Source organism: Actinomycetospora sp., assembly GCF_036497245.1.
Lineage (GTDB): Bacteria > Actinomycetota > Actinomycetes > Mycobacteriales > Pseudonocardiaceae > Actinomycetospora.
Genome location: NZ_DASXJS010000196.1, coordinates 1 through 18,085, shown reverse-complemented (window position 1 = coordinate 18,085; position 18,085 = coordinate 1). Strand labels below are relative to the sequence as shown.

The following is an 18,085-nucleotide window of genomic DNA, read 5'->3' as shown; positions in this document are numbered from 1 at the left end:
CCCGTGCTAGGAGGTGGAAAAGTGCCCCCCGGCGCGGAGCGCACCGGGCAGGGCGCCCCGGTGCACGACGCCGAGGCGCTGCGTGGCGCGGGTGAGCGCGACGTAGAGGTCGGCCGCGCCGTGCACCCCGTCGGCGAGGATGCGGTCCGGGTCCACGACCAGGACGGCGTCGAACTCCAGGCCCTTCGTCGCCGACGGCGGCACCGCGCCCGGCGTGCCCGCCGGCCCGATGACCACGCTGGTGCCCTCGCGGCCCGCCTCGTCGCGCACGAACTCCTCGACGGCGGCGGTCAGCCCGTCGTCGGTGACCCGGCACGACCACGGCGCGACGCCGCTCGCGCGCACCGACTCCGGCGGCACGACGTCGGGGGCGAACTCCGCGAGCAGGGCCGCCGCGACGGCCATGATCTCCGCCGGCGTGCGGTAGTTGACCGTCAACGACCGGTACTCCCAGCGGCCGGGGACATAGGGCTCCAGCATCGCCGCCCACGACGTCGCGCCCGCCGGCGACCGGCGTTGGGCGAGGTCGCCGACGACGGTGAACGACCGGCCCGGGCAGCGCCGCATCAGCACCCGCCAGTCCATCTCGGACAGCTCCTGGGCCTCGTCGACGACGACGTGGCGGTAGGTCCAGTCCCGGTCGGAGGTCGCGCGCTCGACGAGCCCGCGGGTGTCGCGCTCGGAGAAGCGCTCGGCCAGGCCTTCGGCGTGGAGCAGGTCGTTGACCTGGACCCCGAGGTCCTCGTCCAGCTCCTCGCGGTCGAAGGACAGCATGTCCACGACGGCCTCGGCGAACTCGGCCTCGGTCCGCTGGTCCTGCCGGGCGCCCTCGTCCGCCTTCTCCGCGGCCGGGTCGCGACCCAGGAGGTCGACCAGCTCGTCGAGCAGCGTCACGTCCGGCACCGTCCACGCGTCGCCGTCCGCGCGCCACAGCGCCGGGTCCGCGCCCGCCGCCTCCAGCTGCTCGGGGGACGAGTACAGCGAGGACAGCAGCGTCTCCGGGGTCAGGACCGGCCACAGCTCGTCGATCACGGCGATGAACCGCTCGCTGTTCGCCAGCTCGGCGAGCAGATCGCCGCGCATCCGTTCCCAGGCCGCGCGGTCGTCCCGGGTCAGCCAGCCCCGGCCGATCCGGCCGATCGCCCGCTCGGTGAGCACGTAGGTGATGATCTCGGTGAACACCGCGCGGGCCTCGTTGTGCGCCCGCCCGCTCGCGCGCGCCTCCTCCTGGGCCCACCGCGCGGTGTCGGGGTCGATCAGCACCGTGAGGTCCTTGAGCGGGAGCTCCAGCGGGTACTCCGGCAGCCGCTGGCGGTCCGCGATCGCCGCGGCGAGCACGGGCAGGATCGCCCGCGAGCCCTTGAGTCGCGTGGCCTCCGGGGTGTCCTCGGCGGTGACGTGGACGCCGGGCACGAGGTCGCCCGGCGTCATGAACACGACGTCGGACTCGCCCAGCGACGGCAGCACCCGACCGATGTGGTCGAGGAACGCCGGATTGGGCCCGACCACGAGGACGCCGTGGCGTTCGATGCGCTCCCGCTGGGTGTAGAGCAGGTACGCCACACGATGCAGCGCCACGACGGTCTTCCCGGTGCCCGGGCCGCCCTCGATCACGGTGACGCCCGGGTGGTCGAGCCGGATGATCTCGTCCTGCTCGGACTGGATCGTCGCGACGATGTCGCGCATGCCCTCGCCGCGCGGGGCGTTGACCGCCGCGAGCAGCGCGGTGTCCTCCCCGCCCCCGTCGCCGCCGGCGGGACGGCCGAGGACCTCGTCGGTGAAGTCGACCAGCCGCCGTCCCCGCGTGTGGAACTGGCGGCGCCTGCGCATGTTCTCCGGGTGCGCGCCGGTCGCGATGTAGAAGGCCCGCGAGGCCGGGGCCCGCCAGTCGAGCAGGATCGGCTCGTCGGTCACCTCGTCGCGCAGCCCGATCCGGCCGATGTACGAGTGCTCGCCGTCGACGGTGTCCAGCCGTCCGAAGCACAGCCCGTTGTCCGCGACGTCGAGCCGCGACATCTGCTTCGCCGTCGCGCGCACCCGGACGTCCCGCTCCATGGGGGACTCCTCGTCCCCCCGCATCGCCGCGACGTACTCGCCCTTCGCCCGCTCGCGCTCGTCGTCGAGCCGCGCGTAGAGCCCGGCCAGGTGGCGGGCCTCGGAACGTACTTCGTCGTCGTACCCCTGAGTCGGCACAAACCCCCGCAACCGTCGGCAAATCCAGGAACGGTCGGTGATCCTGCGCTCCGACCCGGGTCTTGCCGCAAGCCCCGTCACGCGCTATAGGTTCATAGTGGAAGGGAGTGGTTCTCCCACCTTCCCGCCGTGGCGCTCCGGGATTTGGCGCTACAGGAACGAGAAGAGCTGCCCCGCCACCCGGCGCATCTGGACCTCCTCGGCCCCCTCGGTGATGCGGTAGCGGCGGTGGTGCCGGTAGATGTGCTCGAACGGTTCGTGGCGCGAGTAGCCCAGCCCGCCGAACACCTGCATGGCGCGGTCGGCGGCGTCGCAGACCAGCCGGTTGGCCCGGTAGTTGGCCATCGAGACCTGGTGGCCGATCGACACCTCGGGCCTGCCCTCGTCCCGGCACACGTCGAGCGCCGCCGCGGTCTCGCGGATCAGCGCCCGCAGCATCGCGGCCTCGGTGTGCAGCTCCACCAGCGGCCACTGGATGGCCTGCCTGCTCGCCAGCGGCCGGCCGAACGTGTGCCGCTCGGTCGCGTACGCCACCGCGCGGTCGATGCAGTACTGCGCCGCGCCGAGGCTCGACGCCGCCTGCCGGATGCGGTTCTGGTGCACGAACGTCTGGGCGATCGCGAGGGCCTCGCCCTCGCCGCCGAACATCGCCGACGACGGCACGCGCACGTCCTGCAGCAGCACCTCGCCGTGGTCGGTGGGCATGTTGAGTGTCCACCAGTAGAAGGGGACCTCGAACCCGGGCGCGTCGGTGGGGACGAGGAATGCGGTGATGCCCCGGGCGTTCCCCGCGTCGCCGGAGGTCCGCGCGAAGACCATCTCGTGGCTCGCGTGGTGCACCCCGGTGCTCCACCGCTTCGCGCCCGTGACGACCCAGTCGTCGCCGTCGCGCCGGGCGGTGGTCTCCATCCAGGTCGCGTCGCTGCCGTGGTCCGGCTCGGTGAGCCCGAACGCGAGCCCGCGCTCGCCGGTGATCACCCCCTCCACCAGCTCCTCGCGCTGCTCGGGGGTGCCGAACAGGTGCAGCAGGTGGGCGAACACCAGGTTCCCGACGACGGAGTGCTCGGTCTGCAGGTCGTTGTGCAGTCCCAGCCCCCGGTGGGCCAGGTGCTCGCGGATGGCGGCCATGGCGGCGTCGGACCCGTGCTGTCCGCCGAGCTCCTCCGGGAGCGAGTAGCGGTAGAAGCCCGCGGCGTCGGCCCGGCGGCGGGCCTCGCCGAGCAGCTCCTCCCACTCCGGCCGGGGCAGCCCGCCGCCCTCGAAGTCGGTGCGGGCCCACTCGCGGCGGTGGTCGAAGAAGCGGACGTTGTCGTCCTGCTCGACCAGCGGGTCGATCTGCTCGGCGATGAACGCGTCGAGCGCGGTCAGGAACCCGTCGGTGCCCTCGTCAGTCATGCCCCGGAACCTCCACTGGCGCCGTCGCCGTCGAACGAGCGTTCATTCGAAGCTAGGAGTCAGCAGCCCAGGGAGTCAAGAGAGTCTTGAACGAGCGTTCGGCGTGGGCGAGGCTGTGGGCCATGGTTCGTGCCGGGAGCGCTGCACCGTCGACACGTCGGGGTCCCGGGCGTCCCGCGCCCTCGGTCCTCGTCCGGCCCGACGACGAGCCGACCGCGGCCGCGCTGCTCGCCGCCGCCGTCGAGGTGATCGGGCGCAGCGGTTACCACGGCGCCTCGGTGCGCGACATCGCCTCCGCGGCAGGCACCAGCCCGGCGATCCTCTACCACCATTTCGACTCCAAGCAGGGCCTGCTGGTGACCATCTGCGATCGCGGGCTCGACGTCCTCGTCCGGGCCACCGAGGACGCGCTGGACCTGGCCGGTCCCGACCCGGCCGAGCGCCTCGGTGCGATCGTCGCCGCGCACGTGCGGGTGCACATGGAGTCCCAGCGGGAGAGCCTCATCGGCAACAGCGAGCTGCGGGCGCTCGAGCCGCCCGGGCGGGCCCTCATCGTGGCGAAGCGCGACGCGCAGCAGCGCCTGTTCGACCGCGTGGTGCGAGACGGGGTGCGCCGTGGGGCCTTCGCCACCGAGCACCCCGACGACGCCGCCCGGTTCGTCACGGCGGCCGCCACGAGCGTCGCCACCTGGTACCGGCCCGGCGGCGCGCTCGATGCCGACGAGATCGTGGCCCGGCACCGGGCGATCGCCCTCGACGCCGTGGGCCACCGCCGATGAGCGCGCCGGACGACCTCGCCGCCGGGCTGGCCGAGGTGCTCGGCGCCGGCCCGGTCTCGGGGCTGCGGCGGCTCTCGGCGGGCGCGAGCCGGGAGACCTGGGCCTTCGCGGTGGACGGCCGCCCGCTCGTGCTGCGCCGCGACCCGCCCGGTGTCCCGCGTCCGGTCGAGATGGTCCGCGAGGCGGAGTGCCTGCGCGCCGCGGCGCGGGCCGGGGTTCCGGTACCCGCGCTCGTGGCCACCGGCGACGGGACCGACGCGGTCGGCTCGCCGTACCTCGTCGTCGCGTGGGTCGCGGGGGAGAGCCTCCCGACGCGCGTGCTGCGCGACGAGCGCTGGGCCCCGGCCCGGGCGGGGCTCGCCCGCGAGCTGGGCCGGGTGCTCGCCGGCATCCACGCCGTGGACCCGGCCGAGGTGCCCGCGCTGGAAGAGCTCGGAGACCCGCTCGCGGCGCTGCGGACCCAGCACGACGGGTTCGGCCAGGCCCGGCCCAGCGTCGAGGCCGTGCTGCGGTGGCTGGAGGCGCACCGCCCGCCCGCGGCAGGTCCCGCGCTCGTCCACGGCGACTTCCGCCACGGGAACCTGCTCGTCGCTCCCGACGGGCTCGCCGCGGTCCTCGACTGGGAGCTGGCCCATCTCGGCGACCCCCGCGAGGACCTCGGCTGGGTGTGCGTGCGGGCGTGGCGCTTCGGTGCCGCACCGGAGGTCGGGGGCTTCGGCACCCGGGACGAGCTGCTCGCGGGCTACGCCGAGGTGGCGGGCGAGGCGCCGGACCCCGACGCCGTGCGCTGGTGGGAGATCTACGGGTGCGTGCACTGGGCGGTGATCTGCCGGATGCAGGCCGAACGCCACCTCGGCGGGTCGGAGCAGTCGGTGGAGATGGCCACGCTCGGCCGCCGGGCCGTGGAGGCCGAGTACGACGCGCTGCTCGCGCTGGGCTGGGTCGACGAGGCCGATCTCGAGGGGTTCGCCGACCCTCGCGCCGTCGCCGTCGCCGACCCCGCGGCGGAGCGCCCGACCGTCGACGAGCTCCTCGGTGCCGTCGTGGGCTTCCTGTCCGACGAGCTGGTCCCCGGTGACGACCGATCCCGCTACCTCTCCCGGGTGGCCCGCACCGCGCTCGGCGTGGCCCGCCGCGAGCTCGGCGCTGCCCCCGACCCGCGCCACCGGGCGAGCCTCGACGTCGTGGGGTGCGCCGACGACGCGGAGCTGGCCGCGGCGCTGCGTCGCGGCACCCTCGACCCCGATCGGCCCGAGGTGCGGACCGCCGTACGGTCCGGGACGCTCGCGCGGCTCGCCGTCGCGAACCCGCGCTACCCGTTCATCCGACCCTGAGCCGTGACCCGACAGACGACGACCGACACCGGAGGCGCACGTGCGCGCAGTACGAGTGGTGACCACCGACGGCCCGGCCGCCCTCGAGACCGCCGAGGTGCCCGAGCCCGTACCGGCCGAGGGCGAGGTGCTCATCGACGTGGCCGCCGCGGGCGTCAACTTCCCCGACCTGCTGCTGAGCCACGACCGCTACCAGTACAAGCCGGACCGGCCGTTCGTCCTGGGCGGAGAGCTCGCGGGCACGGTGCGCCGGGCCGAGCCCGGCAGCGGCTTCTCACCCGGCGACCGGGTCGCGGCGACGAGCACGATCGGCGCCTTCGCCGAGGTGGTGACGGTGCCGGCGCAGAACGTCTTCCCGCTGCCCGACGCCGTGTCGTTCGCGGCCGGTGCGTGCCTGCCGATGAACTACCTGACGATGTCGTTCGCGCTGGGTCTGCGCGGGCGTCTCGAATCCGGCGAGACGGTGCTGGTGCAGGGCGCCGCCGGGGGCGTCGGTACCGCGACGATCCAGCTCGCCGCGGCGCTCGGCGCCCGCGTGATCTCGGTGGTCTCGACTCCCGAGAAGGCCGAGTTCGTCCGCTCGGTCGGCTCGCACGAGGCGGTCCTCCTCGACGGCTTCAAGGACGCGGTGAAGGAGCTGACCGGCGGCGAGGGCGTCGACATGGTGGTCGACCCGGTCGGTGGTGACCGCTTCACCGACTCGGTGCGCTGCCTCGCGCCGCTCGGGCGGCTGCTGGTCCTCGGCTTCACCGCGGGGGACATCCCGAGCGTGAAGGTGAACCGCCTGCTGCTGAACAACGTCGACGTCCGCGGCGTCGGGTGGGGCGCCTACGCGATCCCGCGGCCGGGTGCGCAGCGCCGGGAGTGGGACCGGATCGTGCCGTTGCTCGAATCGGGCGCCCTCGACCCGCCGGTGAGCGCCACGTACCCCCTGGAGCGGGCGGGCGAGGCGGTCGCCGCGCTGGAGGACCGCACCGTCCTCGGCAAGGTCGTCGTTGCGCCGTAGCTGACAGTCGCCGTCACCCCTCGACCGGGGGCGTCCACCGGGCGAGCCGCTCGCGCGTGGCGGCGTCCGCCGGCACGAACGTCTCGACCGACAGCTCGTCGAGCGTCACGTCCCAGGCGGCGCCGAAATGGGTGATCGTCGAGTACAGGTTCAGCTCGCCGTCGGGATGGGCCAGGTGCAGCGGGAGCACGACGTGCTCGGAGCGCTGCGGCGCCGCCGTACCCGCCGGTGCGTACCCGCGGACCTCGGTGAGCAGCGCGGCCAACCGCGGGTCACCGGTCAGGTCGGTGAGGCGCTCGAGCCGGTGGAGCAGGTGACCCGACCACTGCTCGAGGTTGCGGATGCGCGGGGCGAGCCCGTCGGGGTGCAGGCTGAGCCGGTAGACGTTCACCGGCGGCGTGGCCCAGGCGGGGTCGAGCCCGGCCAGCAGGGGCGCCACGGCGCGGTTGGTCATGACGACGTCGCCGCAGCGGTCGAGGACCAGCGCCGGGAACGGTTCGTGCCCGGCCAGCAGGTGGCCCAGCACCTCGCGGACGGCGTCGAGGTCGGCGGAGTCCATCCTCGACTCGCTGTAGGTCGGGGCGAACCCCGCGGCGAGGAGCAGGGTGTTGCGCTCGCGCAGCGGCACCTCGAGGTGGTCGGCCAGATCGAGCAGCAGCTCGCGGCTGGCCCGGGAGCGGCCGGTCTCGACGAAGCTGAGGTGCCGCGTCGAGACCCCGACGTCGAGGGCGAGGTCCATCTGGCTGCGCCTGCGACGGGTCCGCCAGCCGCGCAGCAGCTCGCCGGGCGACGCCGCGGTGGTGGTCATGCCCGCAGACGCTAGGAGCGCCCGCCGTCGGGATCCATGACCTCGGAGGTCATCGACCCGGCTACCTCGCGCCGGTCAGGCTTCTCGGCATCCGATCACCGAGGAGGACGAGATGAGCGACTTCACCGACCTGGCCCGGCGCTACATCGCCGCGTGGAACGAGACCGACCCGGCGAGCAGGCACGGCCGCGTCGCGGCACTGTGGGCGGCGGACGGCAGCTACGTCGACCCGCTCGCCGACGTGACGGGCCCCGACCAGATCACGGCGCTGATCGGCGGCGTGCACGAGCAGTTCCCGGGCTTCGAGTTCCGGCTGCTCGGCGACGTCGACGGCCACCACCGCCAGGCCCGGTTCCGCTGGGAGCTGGGGCCTGCCGACGGCCCGGCCCCGGTCGCGGGGTTCGACGTGGTGACGCTGGACGCGCAGGACCGGGTCACCAGTGTGCTGGGTTTCCTCGACCGCGTGCCGGGCTGAGCCGCCGTCACTGCTGCCCTTCGCGCAGGACCACGAAGAGTCCCTCGGCCTCCGCGCAGAGCCGGTCGCCGTCGTGGAGCGTGCCGCGGAGGAAGATCTTGCGGCCCTCCTGGCGGTCGACACGGGCCGCCACGAGCAGCGTGCGGTCGATCGGCGCGACCGACCGGTAGTCGGTGTGGAGAGAGGCCGTCCGCGAGCGGGGGCGGTCGCCGACGATGGCGAGCCGGCCGAGCAGGTCGTCGAACAGCAGGGGGATCGCCCCGCCGTGGACGACGCCGTTGCTACCCAGGAAGTGCCTGCCGAAGGTCACCCGGCCGGTCATGTGCTCGTCACCGAGCTCGTCGATGTACAGGGCGGGCACGGCGAGCTGTGCCCGGCCGGGCACGGTGATGAGCCGGCCTGACAGCTGGTCGGGCTCGGGGACCTCGCACTCGGCGAGCCGGTCGTTCAGCTCGGCCACGGTCTTGGTCGTGCTCGCCACGAGGTCCGCGCTCGGGGACGCGGCGGCGACGCGGTCGAGGAGCTCGCGGAGCCCGTCGATCATGTCGGTGTAACCCTCCGGAACGGGTGCGCCGTCCCAGGTCCGGTCCGTGATCGACGCATCGGTCCGGACGATCGCCGCGGGCGCCACCGGCTCGAGGCGGGACGGATCGGACGACTCGTCGCTCACGTGCTGCTCCTGACTCCGGGATGTGGCCGCTCCGGGCAGCCTGCTCGCCACCGAGTCAACGCGTCGATCCGGGCCGCCGGAACATGCCCTCCGTCACCGCGGCGACCCGACGTCGCACAGTGCTCTCGTGCAACCGGGTCGCGGTGACCCGGTTGCGGACGTGTGGTGGCGGAGGTGGCAGGGGGCCCAGGTCAGGACTAGGCACATGCCCGGTGTGTCGCCGACCACCGTCGAGGACCGTGCGAGGCACGAACTTCCTGGTCCGGCCCGCCCGGACACCACCACCTGGGAGGGTGCGATGACGCAGAGCCTCGACCGAGTCGGGCAGGTGCTCGACGACGCCGTCGTCGACGATCGCGAGTCCGGTGTGGTGAAGGCCAACCGCCGGATCTTCACCGACGAAGAGATCTTCGAGCTCGAGATGAAGCACATCTTCGAGGGCAACTGGATCTACCTGGCCCACGAGAGCCAGGTGGCCGAGCCGGGCGACTACTTCACCACCTACATCGGCCGCCAGCCCGTCGTGATCACCCGCGACAAGGACGGGCAGCTGCACTGTCTGATCAACGCCTGCGCCCACCGCGGCTCGATGCTCTGCCGCAAGAAGCGGGACAACCGCACCACGCTGACCTGCCCGTTCCACGGGTGGACCTACCGCAACGACGGCACGCTGCTCAAGGTCAAGGACGCCGAGGGGGCGGGCTACCCGGAGAACTTCGACACCGACGGGTCCCACGACCTGACCAGGGTGCCGGCGTTCGAGAGCTACCGCGGGTTCCTGTTCGGCAGCGTCAACCCCGACGTCGTGCCCCTGACCGAGCACCTCGCCGACACCACGGAACTGATCGACATGATGGTCGACCAGTCGCCCGAGGGCCTCGAGGTGCTGCGCGGCGCGTCGACCTACACCTTCGACGGCAACTGGAAGGTGCAGGCCGAGAACGGCGCCGACGGCTACCACGTCACCGCCCTGCACTGGAACTACGCTGCGACGACGTCGCGCCGCGAGAGCGGCGAGTCGAAGAACGAGACGAAGGCGCTCGACGCGGGCGGCTGGGGGAAGTCGGGCGGCGGCTACTGGTCCTTCCCGCACGGTCACCTCTGCCTGTGGACCTGGAAGGCGAACCCGGAGGACCAGCCGCTGTTCAGCGAGCTGGACTCGCTCAAGGAGCAGTTCGGCGACGCCAAGGGCGACTTCATGGTCCGCGGCTCCCGGAACCTGTGCCTCTACCCGAACGTCTACCTGATGGACCAGTTCTCGACGCAGATCCGGCACTACCGCCCGATCGCGCCGAACCAGACCGAGGTCACGATCTACTGCATCGCCCCGAAGGGCGAGAGCGACACGGCGCGGGCGAACCGCATCCGCCAGTACGAGGACTTCTTCAACGCCTCGGGCATGGCCACCCCCGACGACCTGGAGGAGTTCCGCGCCTGCCAGCTCGCCTTCCCCGGGACCACCGCGCCGTGGAACGACATGAGCCGCGGGGTGGAGCACTGGATCGACGGGCCGGACGAGGTCGCGTCCGCGCTGGGCATGGGCAGCGTCGTGTCCTCCGGGACGAAGAACGAGGACGAGGGCCTGTACCCGGTCCAGCACGGCTACTGGCTCGAGGTCATGCGCGGTGCTCTCGCAGCCGAGAAGGAGGCCTGATCGTGACGACGACCGGGAGCACCACCGCGACGGGCTCGACCGGCGCCACCGGCAACGCCCTGATCACCCAGAACGTGATCGAGCAGTTCCTCTACCGCGAGGCGCGCTACCTCGACGACCGCGAGTTCGAGCGCTGGCTCGAGTGCTACGCCGACGACGTCGTCTTCTGGATGCCGTGCTGGGACGACCACGACACGCTCACCCAGGACCCCCAGCGCGAGATCTCGCTGATCTACTACGGCAACAAGGGCGGGCTCGAGGACCGGGTCTTCCGCATCCGCACCGAGCGTTCCAGCGCGACCTCGATCCCCGAACCGCGCACCAGCCACAACATCTCGAACGTCGAGGTGATCGAACGGCGCGGTGACCTGGTCGACGTGCGCTTCAACTGGCACACGATGTACTTCCGCTACAAGACGGTCGACCCGTACTACGGGACCTCGTTCTACACGATCGACTTCTCGGGTCCGTCACCGTTGATCCGGCGCAAGACGGTGGTGCTCAAGAACGACTACATCCACCACGTCGTCGACATCTACCACTTCTGAGGCGACGGCGATGAGTGCAGCGAATGCGACGACGCATGACGTGGCCCTGGCCTTCGAGGACGGCGTCACCCGCTTCGTGCGGTGCCGCGAGGGCCAGACGGTGATGGACGCGGCCTACCGATCCAAGATCAACATTCCGGTGGACTGCAGCGACGGGGCCTGCGGGACGTGCAAGTCGTTCCTCGAGTCCGGCGAATTCGAGATGGACGACTACGTCGAGGACGCCCTGGCGCCCGACGAGGAGGCCGCCGGCTACGTGCTGACCTGCAGCATGCGTCCGAAGACCGACCTGGTCGTGCAGATCCCGACGACGTCGGCGGTCGCGAAGACCAGCGCCGGGAAGTTCACCGCGACCGTCGCGGGGATCGAGCGGCTCTCGTCGACGACGATGTCGCTGGCGCTCGACTGCGCGGACCGCCCGAAGCTGGTCTTCCTCCCGGGGCAGTACGTCAACATCGCCGTCCCCGGCACCGATCAGACCCGGTCCTACTCGTTCTCGAGCGGTCCCGACGACGAGCAACTCACCTTCCTGATCAAGCTCTCGCCCGGCGGGGTGATGTCGGACTGGGTGGAGAACCACGCCGCGGTCGGCGACTCCGTGCCGTTCACCGGACCCCACGGCAGCTTCTTCCTGCGCGAGTCCGAGGCACCGCTGCTGCTGCTCGCCGGCGGGACCGGGCTCGCCCCGATCCTCGCGATCCTGCGGCGGCTCCGGGCGAGCGGGAGCACGCGCCCCACGCACCTGATCTACGGGGCGACCACCGACGACGACGTCGTCGGGCTCGAGACGCTGGCCTCGCTGGAGAGTGCGCTCGACGCGTTCACCTGGGTCCACACCGTCGCCGACGAGGGCACCTCCGCCGAGAGGCAGGGCTACGTCACCGCCCACGCCGAGGCGGTGCACCTCCACGACGGCGACGCGGCCGTCTACCTCTGCGGCCCACCGCCGATGGTCGACGCCGTGCGCTCGGACTTCGCCGAGCGGGGCTTCGAGCCGTCGGGCTTCTACTACGAGAAGTTCGCCCTCGCCGCCAAGCCCGATTCCGAGCAGGACGCCGCGCAGGACCTCGAGGCCGCCGAGCCCGAGCGCGGCGCGGCCGTGCCCTCGGTCGAGCAGGTCGAGCAGGTCGAGCAGGGGGAGCCCGCCGCGGAGCGGGCAACCGCGCGTGCGGACCTTCTGGACCCCGAGCCAACCGACGAGGACGACCTGATCGTCGCCGACGATGCCCGCGGGATGCTCGGCCGGGACGTGTTCGGCGCGACCACGATCGAACCGCTGGTCGCCGCGGCGCCGTCGGCCCCCGAACGGCCCGCCGCGCCGGGCGTCGTCAGCGCGGGCGGCTACGAGATCGGCCAGCAGCACCCGTCGATCCAGGTCTCCGACGCGATCTTCGACGCGCGCCGGGCCCTCGAGCTCGGCGCCCTGGAGCTCACCGTCGGCCGGATCACGTCCCGGCAGATCGCCGGGTACCGGCTGCTCGCGGAGTCCACGGTGCCCTACGTCGACGTCGAGAACGAGCGCTTCACCGACGCCGCGGGGTACACCGAGTCCAACGCCGCCTTCCACGACCACCTGTTCACGCTGACCGGCAACGAGCACCTCCTGCACGCCTACCAGGACCTCGGGGTCAAGGGGCACATGGAGGAGACCCTGCGCCGCGCGACGTGGTGCGACCCGCGGTGCGCGCAGGACCACCTCGACATCGTCGACGCCGTCGAGTCCGGAGATCGCGACGAGGCCCGCCGCCTGATCTCCGAGCACGCCGAGCGCTCGAAGGCGACGACCCGCCGGGCCATGGACACCCAGCTCGCCGCGAAGCGCCCCCGGTTCGTCACCCCCGGCCGGTTCGCCGACCACGTCGTGGTGATCACCGGGGCGGGCCAGGGCATCGGGGAGATCACCGCACGGCGCATCCACGCCGAGGGCGGGCTCGTCGTCCTCGCCGACCGTGCGGACCCGGTCAAGGAGGTCGCCGCCGACCTCGCCGAGGACCGCTCGGCGGGCGTGGGCGACGCGATCGCGGTCCTCGCCGACCTGGAGACCTGGGAGGGCGCGGTGGCGGTCGTGACGGCCGCGCTCGAACAGTTCGGCCGGATCGACGTCGCGGTGCACACCGTCGGGGGCACCATCTGGGCGAAGCCCTACGACCAGTACCCGCCCGAGGACATCCAGGCGGAGATCCAGCGGTCGTTGTGGCCCACCCTGTGGTCCTGCCGGGCCGTGGCCCCGCACATGATCGAGCGCGGTCGGGGCACGATCGTCAACGTGTCCTCGGTGGCCACCCGCGGCGTGCACCGCGTGCCCTACGCGGCGGCCAAGGGCGGGGTCAACGCGATCACCTCGGCGCTCGCCCTCGAGCTCGCCCCGCACGGCATCCGCGTCACGGCGACCGCGCCCGGCGGCACCGACGCCCCCGAGCGACGCACTCCGCGCGGCCCGGGACCGGCCTCGGACCAGGAGCAGGAGTGGTATCAGGGCATCGTCGACCAGACCGTCGACTCGTCGTTGATGAAGCGCTACGGCACCCTCGACGAACAGGCCGCCGCGATCGCCTTCCTGGCGTCCCCGGAAGCGTCGTACATCACCGGCTCGGTCCTGCCGGTCGCCGGGGGCGATCTCGGCTGAGAGGGGCGGTCACGGCCATGACGACGGCGTCATCACCCGCCGCGGGCGGCGGGCACGACCGCCCGCTCGGCGACCCGCGGCGCTTCGACGGCGCCCCGGGCGGGCCCCACGAGCGTCAGGAGGTCCGCCGCGCCGTGCTCGACGTCGTCGGGCGCGGCCGGGGGACCGTGCTGGTGACCGGAGAGGCCGGGATCGGGAAGTCCCGCCTGCTCGCCGAGGCCCGGGGTGCCGCGCCGGAGGGCGTGCTCGTCGCGGCGGGCGTGGAGTGGGAGGCGGCCTGCCCCCACGCGGTCCTCGCCCAGCTGACCGGCGACGACGTCGGGGACCTGGCCGGCGAGGACGCCTTCGCCGCGGCCCGCCGGCTCGCCGAGCGGGCCGGGGAGCAGCCGGTGCGCATCGTCGTCGACGACGCCCACTGGTGCGACGTGGAGTCGCTCCGGGCGCTCTCGACGCTGGTCCGGCACCACCGCCGGGTCCCGGTGGTCGTGCTGCTCGCGGCCACCCCCGGTCGCGGACCGTCGGCGGCCGCGGAGCTGCTGCGGCGGGTGGCCGACACGGTCCTGCCCCTCGGGCCGCTGTCGGGCCGCGATCTCGAGGAGCTCTGCGCCGACCGCGGCCGCCCCCTCCCGCCCTGGCTGACCGAACGGCTCCGGCGCCACACCCAGGGCAGCCCCCGCCACGTGCTCGCGCTCCTCGAGGAGCTGCCCGCCGAGATGTGGGACGTGCCCGACCTCCGGCTGCCCGCGCCGCAGGAGATCGCCGTCCGGGTGGAGGACGAGTGCGACGCGCTCGGCACCGACGCGCGCCGCCTCGTCGAGACGGTGGCCTGCTTCGCCGAACCGGCCGGCCTCGACGAGGTCGCCCGCACGGCAGGCCTCGACGAGGTCCTCCGCCCGTTGAGCGAGGCGGCGGGCCGGGGCCTCGTCACCCGATTCGGCGGACGGTCGCTCCCGGTGGTCGGGCCGAGCGATCCGATGGTCCGGGCCGCGGTCCTCGACCTGGTGGGCCCGTACGAGGCCGCCGCCATCCGCCACCGCGCGGCCGAGGCCGTCGCCGAACCCCATCGCCGGCTCGCGCTGCTCGCGGCCGCGACGCCGGGCCCCGACTCCGCCCTCGCCTCCCGGCTCGCCGACCTGGCCCAGGTCAAGGCGGCGGACGGCGCCTGGTCCGACGCCGCCCACGCGCTCCTGGAGGCGAGCAGGCTCACCGATCGCCCGGACGACCGGGAGCTGCTGCTCATCCGGGCGGTCGACGCCCTGATCGGGGCGGGCGCGGTCTTCGAGGCCGAGGCCATGATCCCGGCGGTCGAGAACCTGCTCGACACCGCGATCCGCAACTCCGTGCTCGGGTACCTGGCGATCCAGCTCGGCCGTACCGGGCAGGCGGAACGGGCCCTGACGCGCGCCTGGGAGCTCTGCGACCCGGCGACCGACGCCGACACGGCCGCCTGGATCTGCCAGCGCCGGGTCCTGCACGCGCTGCTCCGGGGGGACGGGCACGCCCTGGTCGAATGGGCCGACCGTGCCACCGGGCTCGTGGGCGCGGACCACCCGGCGGCCGTCGAGGCCCTCGCCATGCGCGGCCTGGGCACGGCCGCTCTCGGGCGCCCCGGGGAGGCGCTGGGGGAGTACCGCGCCGCCTCCGCGCACATCCGGCAGGGGGCCCAGGTTCAGCGGGTGACGATGGGGCACGGGTGGCTCCACCTCGTCGTCGGGGACCTCGACGAGGCCCGGGCCGAGCTCGAGAGCGCCATCCCCACGACGACGTTGGGCGGTTCCTCCCGGATCTCGCTGTGGGCGTCGGGGTGGTTGGCCCGGGCGCACTTCCTCGCGGGGGACTGGGACCTGGCGCTGCGGGCCGTCGCGCAGGGTCTGCGCCGGGCCGAGCGGACCGGGATCGTCATCGTCACCCCGCTGCTCGGCTGGACCGCGGCCCAGATCCACGGCCTGCGCGGGGACCCCGAGCGGGCCGAGCGGGTGCTGCGCGAGGCCGACAACGGCGCCGACGACTACGAGCTCATGGCGGTCCCCCGCCGCCTGGCCCGCGCGTCGATGGCCGAGGTGCGCTCGGACTACGGCGCCGTCGTCCGGGCGCTGCGCCCGCTCACCGCCCAGGAGCACACCGCGGTCGCCCAGCCGGGCTGGTGGCCGTGGCGCGACGTGTACGCGAACGCCCTCGTCCTCGAGGGCCACCTCGACGAGGCGGAGGCGTTCCTGACCCGCCACGAGAGCCGCGCCCACGAGCAGGGCAACTCCGCCGAGCTGGCGCGGCTCGCGTGGGCCCGGGGACGCCTGCACACCGCGCGCGGCGACCTCGAGCCCGCCCGCACCGCGTTCGAGTCGTCGATCGCGGCGCTCGAGGCGTCGCCGTTGCGGTGGGACCGCGCCCGGGCGCACTTCGCCTACGGGCAGTCCCTGCGCAGGCTCGCCCAGCGGCGCGACGCCGACACCGTGCTCACCACGGCCCGCGAGCTCTTCCTCGCCCTGGGCGCAGCCGGCTACGTCGCGCGGTGCGACCGGGAACTACGTGCGGGCGGGGTGCACCAGAGCCGCCCGGAGCGCGGCGCGACCGACCTGACCGCGCAGGAGACGGCCGTCGTCGACCTGGTGGCGCGCGGACTGTCGAACAAGGACGCGGCGGCCGAGCTCCACGTCTCCCCGAAGACCGTGCAGTACCACCTCACCCGCATCTTCACGAAGCTCGGCGTCCGTTCCCGCGCCGAGCTCGCCGGGCTCCACCGCGACGAGCACTGACGGCACCGGGGTCAACCGAGGAGCCCGACGAGCCCCTTGACCGTGAGGTAGATGCCCAGCCCGCCGAACACCAGGACGATCAGCAGCCTGCTGTTCCGGCGGGTCCAGTCCTGCAACGACTCGACGACCGAGCGGGTCGCGTCGGGGCGCGCGAGCACGAGGCCCAGCGCGGCGAACGGGGTGGCGAAGCGCAGGATGTTGTAGATCACGACCTGCACGACGCCGTTCACCGGTGTCGGGTCCGTGCCCAGGATGGCGACGAGCCCGGCGAGGTAGAACAGGCCCGGGAGGTTCGTCACCGCCCCGAGGCCGGCGGCGAGGGGCCACGACGGACTGCGCAGCCGCCGGCCGAGCCTCCCGTCCTCGAACGGCATCCGACGGCGGGGCTCCCCCTCCGGCCGGTTGCCGATCCGGCCGCTCCAGAAGCCCGCGGTGTAGGACAGCGCCCCGATCCCGACGATGATGTCGACGACGTCGCGCGTCGTCGACGAGGCCGGAGCCCGGGTGCTCGCGCCGAGCACCGTCACGATCGCGATGCCCACGACGAGGCTGACCACGAGGCCGGCGATGACGTAGGCCGTGAGCAGGCGCCGCGGCTGCTGGCCGGCGAGGAACGCGTAGACGATGGCGAGCGGCGTCGCCCGCACGGCGCTGAGCACTCCCAGCGCGATCGCTTCAGGACTCACCACGTCTCCAGGGATCGCGGCCGGGCGGGGGTGCTCACCGGTGCATCCTGCCCTTCCGGGCGACGGGTTCGGAGTGCGCAGCGTGCGTCGCCGCGCCGCGGGCGGCCCTCATCCCCCGAGGGTGAGATCACCGGCCGACCGGGCGTGCAGCAGGTGGTCGTGGCGGGCCCGGACGACCGCGTCCCGTCGGCTGGAGGCGCCGAGCTTGGTGTAGATCGCCCGCAGGTGGGTCTTCACGGTGTTCGGCGAGACGGTGAGGTCGTCGGCGATCTCGTGGATCGAGCGCTGGGTCGGGAGCAGGGCCAGGACGGCGCGCTCGCGGTCGGTGAGCGCGGTCGGAGGCGCGCCGGTCACGCCCGGGTCGACGGCGAGGACCCGGTCGACGAACCCGTGGGGCGCCCCGATCCCGCCCGCGCCCTCGGCGAGCAGCCGGCGGACCGGGGCGGGGGCGAGGACGAACGGGCGCAGCGCGTCGAGGTCCGCACCGCGGGCGAGGGCGTGGTCGAGGCGGGATCGTGCAATGGTGCGTTCGCCGCGGGTGAGGGCGATCTCGGCGTCGAGCAGATCGGCATCCAGCGGCGTCTCGGGCAGGAGGGCGCCCACCCGGCCCTCGAGCAGGGGCGTGAGGTGTGCCCGGGCCGTCGGGCCGTGTCCGGACGCCCAGTCCTGACGGGCGTGCATGAGGGCGACCTCGCCGCTGCCCCCGATCCGGGCCGCGGCCCAGCGCAGGACCTCCGCGGCGTCCCGATGCCGCTCGAGATCGAGGGCGGCGGCGTGCTCGAACAGGGCGGCGAAGGCGATCTGGCGGTCCTCGAGGTCGAGGGCCCCGGCCTGGTGGCGGGCCAGCCGCATCCCGCGCCAGCCGTCGAGGCGGTCCCCGAGGTCGTGGTCGACGACGCCGGCAAGGGTCCCGAGGGCGGCGGTGAGCTGCGGGTGGCCGGGGAGCTCGCGGTGCCGGGCCGCCTCGACGTGGTCGTGGGCGGCATCGGGTTCGCAGCGCATGACGGCGGCGACGGCGAGCACGATCTGGGTGCTGACGGCCCAGGCCGAGTCCTGCCAGCCCTGGCTGGTCGCGCGGTCGTCGGCCGAGCGCGCGACGTCGGTGGTGCGCCGGTGGGGGTCGGTGGCGTCGAGGACGCCCAGCGTGGCGAGGCCCTG

14 protein-coding genes are annotated in these 18,085 nt (G+C 73.7%); 8 read left to right on the top strand and 6 right to left on the bottom strand.

What is annotated here, in order from left to right:
• Positions 1-6 precede the first annotated feature (6 nt).
• Together helR and VGI02_RS20485 are read right to left on the bottom strand one after the other, a co-directional pair.
• The gene (gene helR / locus VGI02_RS20490) at positions 7-2,193 is read right to left on the bottom strand and encodes an RNA polymerase recycling motor ATPase HelR (protein WP_331630278.1); all 2,187 of its coding nucleotides are present in this window, start codon (positions 2,191-2,193) and stop codon (positions 7-9) included.
• Positions 2,194-2,343: 150 nt separating this feature from the next.
• The gene (locus VGI02_RS20485; protein WP_331630276.1) at positions 2,344-3,588 is read right to left on the bottom strand and encodes an acyl-CoA dehydrogenase family protein; all 1,245 of its coding nucleotides are present in this window, start codon (positions 3,586-3,588) and stop codon (positions 2,344-2,346) included.
• A 122-nt stretch (positions 3,589-3,710) separates the two neighbouring features.
• On the opposite strand from VGI02_RS20485, the gene VGI02_RS20480 reads away from it, so the two are divergent.
• Genes VGI02_RS20480 through VGI02_RS20470 form a run of 3 tightly spaced genes read left to right on the top strand, consistent with a single transcriptional unit; the run spans position 3,711 to position 6,707 of the window.
• On the top strand, positions 3,711-4,367 hold the full coding sequence (locus tag VGI02_RS20480) for a TetR-type transcription factor C-terminal domain-containing protein (RefSeq protein WP_331630274.1): 657 nt from the start codon (positions 3,711-3,713) through the stop codon (positions 4,365-4,367).
• Positions 4,364-5,701, top strand: coding sequence for a phosphotransferase family protein (locus tag VGI02_RS20475; protein ID WP_331630272.1), 1,338 nt, complete (start codon positions 4,364-4,366; stop codon positions 5,699-5,701). Before VGI02_RS20480 ends, VGI02_RS20475 begins: the two co-directional genes overlap by 4 nt.
• Positions 5,702-5,741: 40 nt before the next feature.
• Positions 5,742-6,707: an NADPH:quinone oxidoreductase family protein gene (locus tag VGI02_RS20470; RefSeq protein ID WP_331630270.1), complete on the top strand. Its 966-nt coding sequence runs from the start codon at positions 5,742-5,744 to the stop codon at positions 6,705-6,707.
• Between the two features lie 13 nt (positions 6,708-6,720).
• Here the strand turns inward: VGI02_RS20470 and VGI02_RS20465 are convergent, their stop codons facing one another.
• Entirely contained in the window at positions 6,721-7,515 is a 795-nt protein-coding gene (locus VGI02_RS20465) for an MmyB family transcriptional regulator (RefSeq protein ID WP_331630268.1), read from the bottom strand.
• Positions 7,516-7,627: 112 nt separating this feature from the next.
• Between VGI02_RS20465 and VGI02_RS20460 the strand changes: the two genes are divergently transcribed.
• Positions 7,628-7,990: a nuclear transport factor 2 family protein gene (locus tag VGI02_RS20460; RefSeq protein ID WP_331630266.1), complete on the top strand. Its 363-nt coding sequence runs from the start codon at positions 7,628-7,630 to the stop codon at positions 7,988-7,990.
• A 7-nt stretch (positions 7,991-7,997) separates the two neighbouring features.
• Here VGI02_RS20460 and VGI02_RS20455 read toward each other — a convergent pair whose 3' ends face one another.
• Positions 7,998-8,660 (bottom strand): PaaI family thioesterase, encoded by a 663-nt coding sequence (locus VGI02_RS20455; protein ID WP_331630264.1) that lies wholly within the window; start codon positions 8,658-8,660, stop codon positions 7,998-8,000.
• A 298-nt stretch (positions 8,661-8,958) separates the two neighbouring features.
• On the opposite strand from VGI02_RS20455, the gene benA reads away from it, so the two are divergent.
• From benA to VGI02_RS20435, 4 genes are read left to right on the top strand one after another with little or no spacing between them, the layout of a single operon-like run.
• A complete protein-coding gene (gene benA, locus VGI02_RS20450; protein ID WP_331630262.1) occupies positions 8,959-10,314 on the top strand; it encodes a benzoate 1,2-dioxygenase large subunit in 1,356 nt (451 codons plus the stop codon).
• 2 nt (positions 10,315-10,316) lie between these two features.
• On the top strand, positions 10,317-10,862 hold the full coding sequence (gene benB / locus VGI02_RS20445) for a benzoate 1,2-dioxygenase small subunit (RefSeq protein ID WP_331630260.1): 546 nt from the start codon (positions 10,317-10,319) through the stop codon (positions 10,860-10,862).
• Between the two features lie 10 nt (positions 10,863-10,872).
• Positions 10,873-13,488 (top strand): benzoate 1,2-dioxygenase electron transfer component BenC, encoded by a 2,616-nt coding sequence (gene benC / locus VGI02_RS20440; RefSeq protein ID WP_331630258.1) that lies wholly within the window; start codon positions 10,873-10,875, stop codon positions 13,486-13,488.
• 17 nt (positions 13,489-13,505) lie between these two features.
• On the top strand, positions 13,506-16,241 hold the full coding sequence (locus VGI02_RS20435; protein ID WP_331630256.1) for a helix-turn-helix transcriptional regulator: 2,736 nt from the start codon (positions 13,506-13,508) through the stop codon (positions 16,239-16,241).
• 11 nt (positions 16,242-16,252) lie between these two features.
• Here VGI02_RS20435 and VGI02_RS20430 read toward each other — a convergent pair whose 3' ends face one another.
• Together VGI02_RS20430 and VGI02_RS20425 are read right to left on the bottom strand one after the other, a co-directional pair.
• Complete coding sequence (locus VGI02_RS20430; RefSeq protein ID WP_331630254.1) at positions 16,253-16,927, bottom strand: GAP family protein; 675 nt, start codon at positions 16,925-16,927, stop codon at positions 16,253-16,255.
• 108 nt (positions 16,928-17,035) lie between these two features.
• Positions 17,036-18,085 (bottom strand): helix-turn-helix transcriptional regulator (locus VGI02_RS20425; RefSeq protein WP_331630252.1); only part of this gene is annotated, 1,050 nt, incomplete at its 5' end.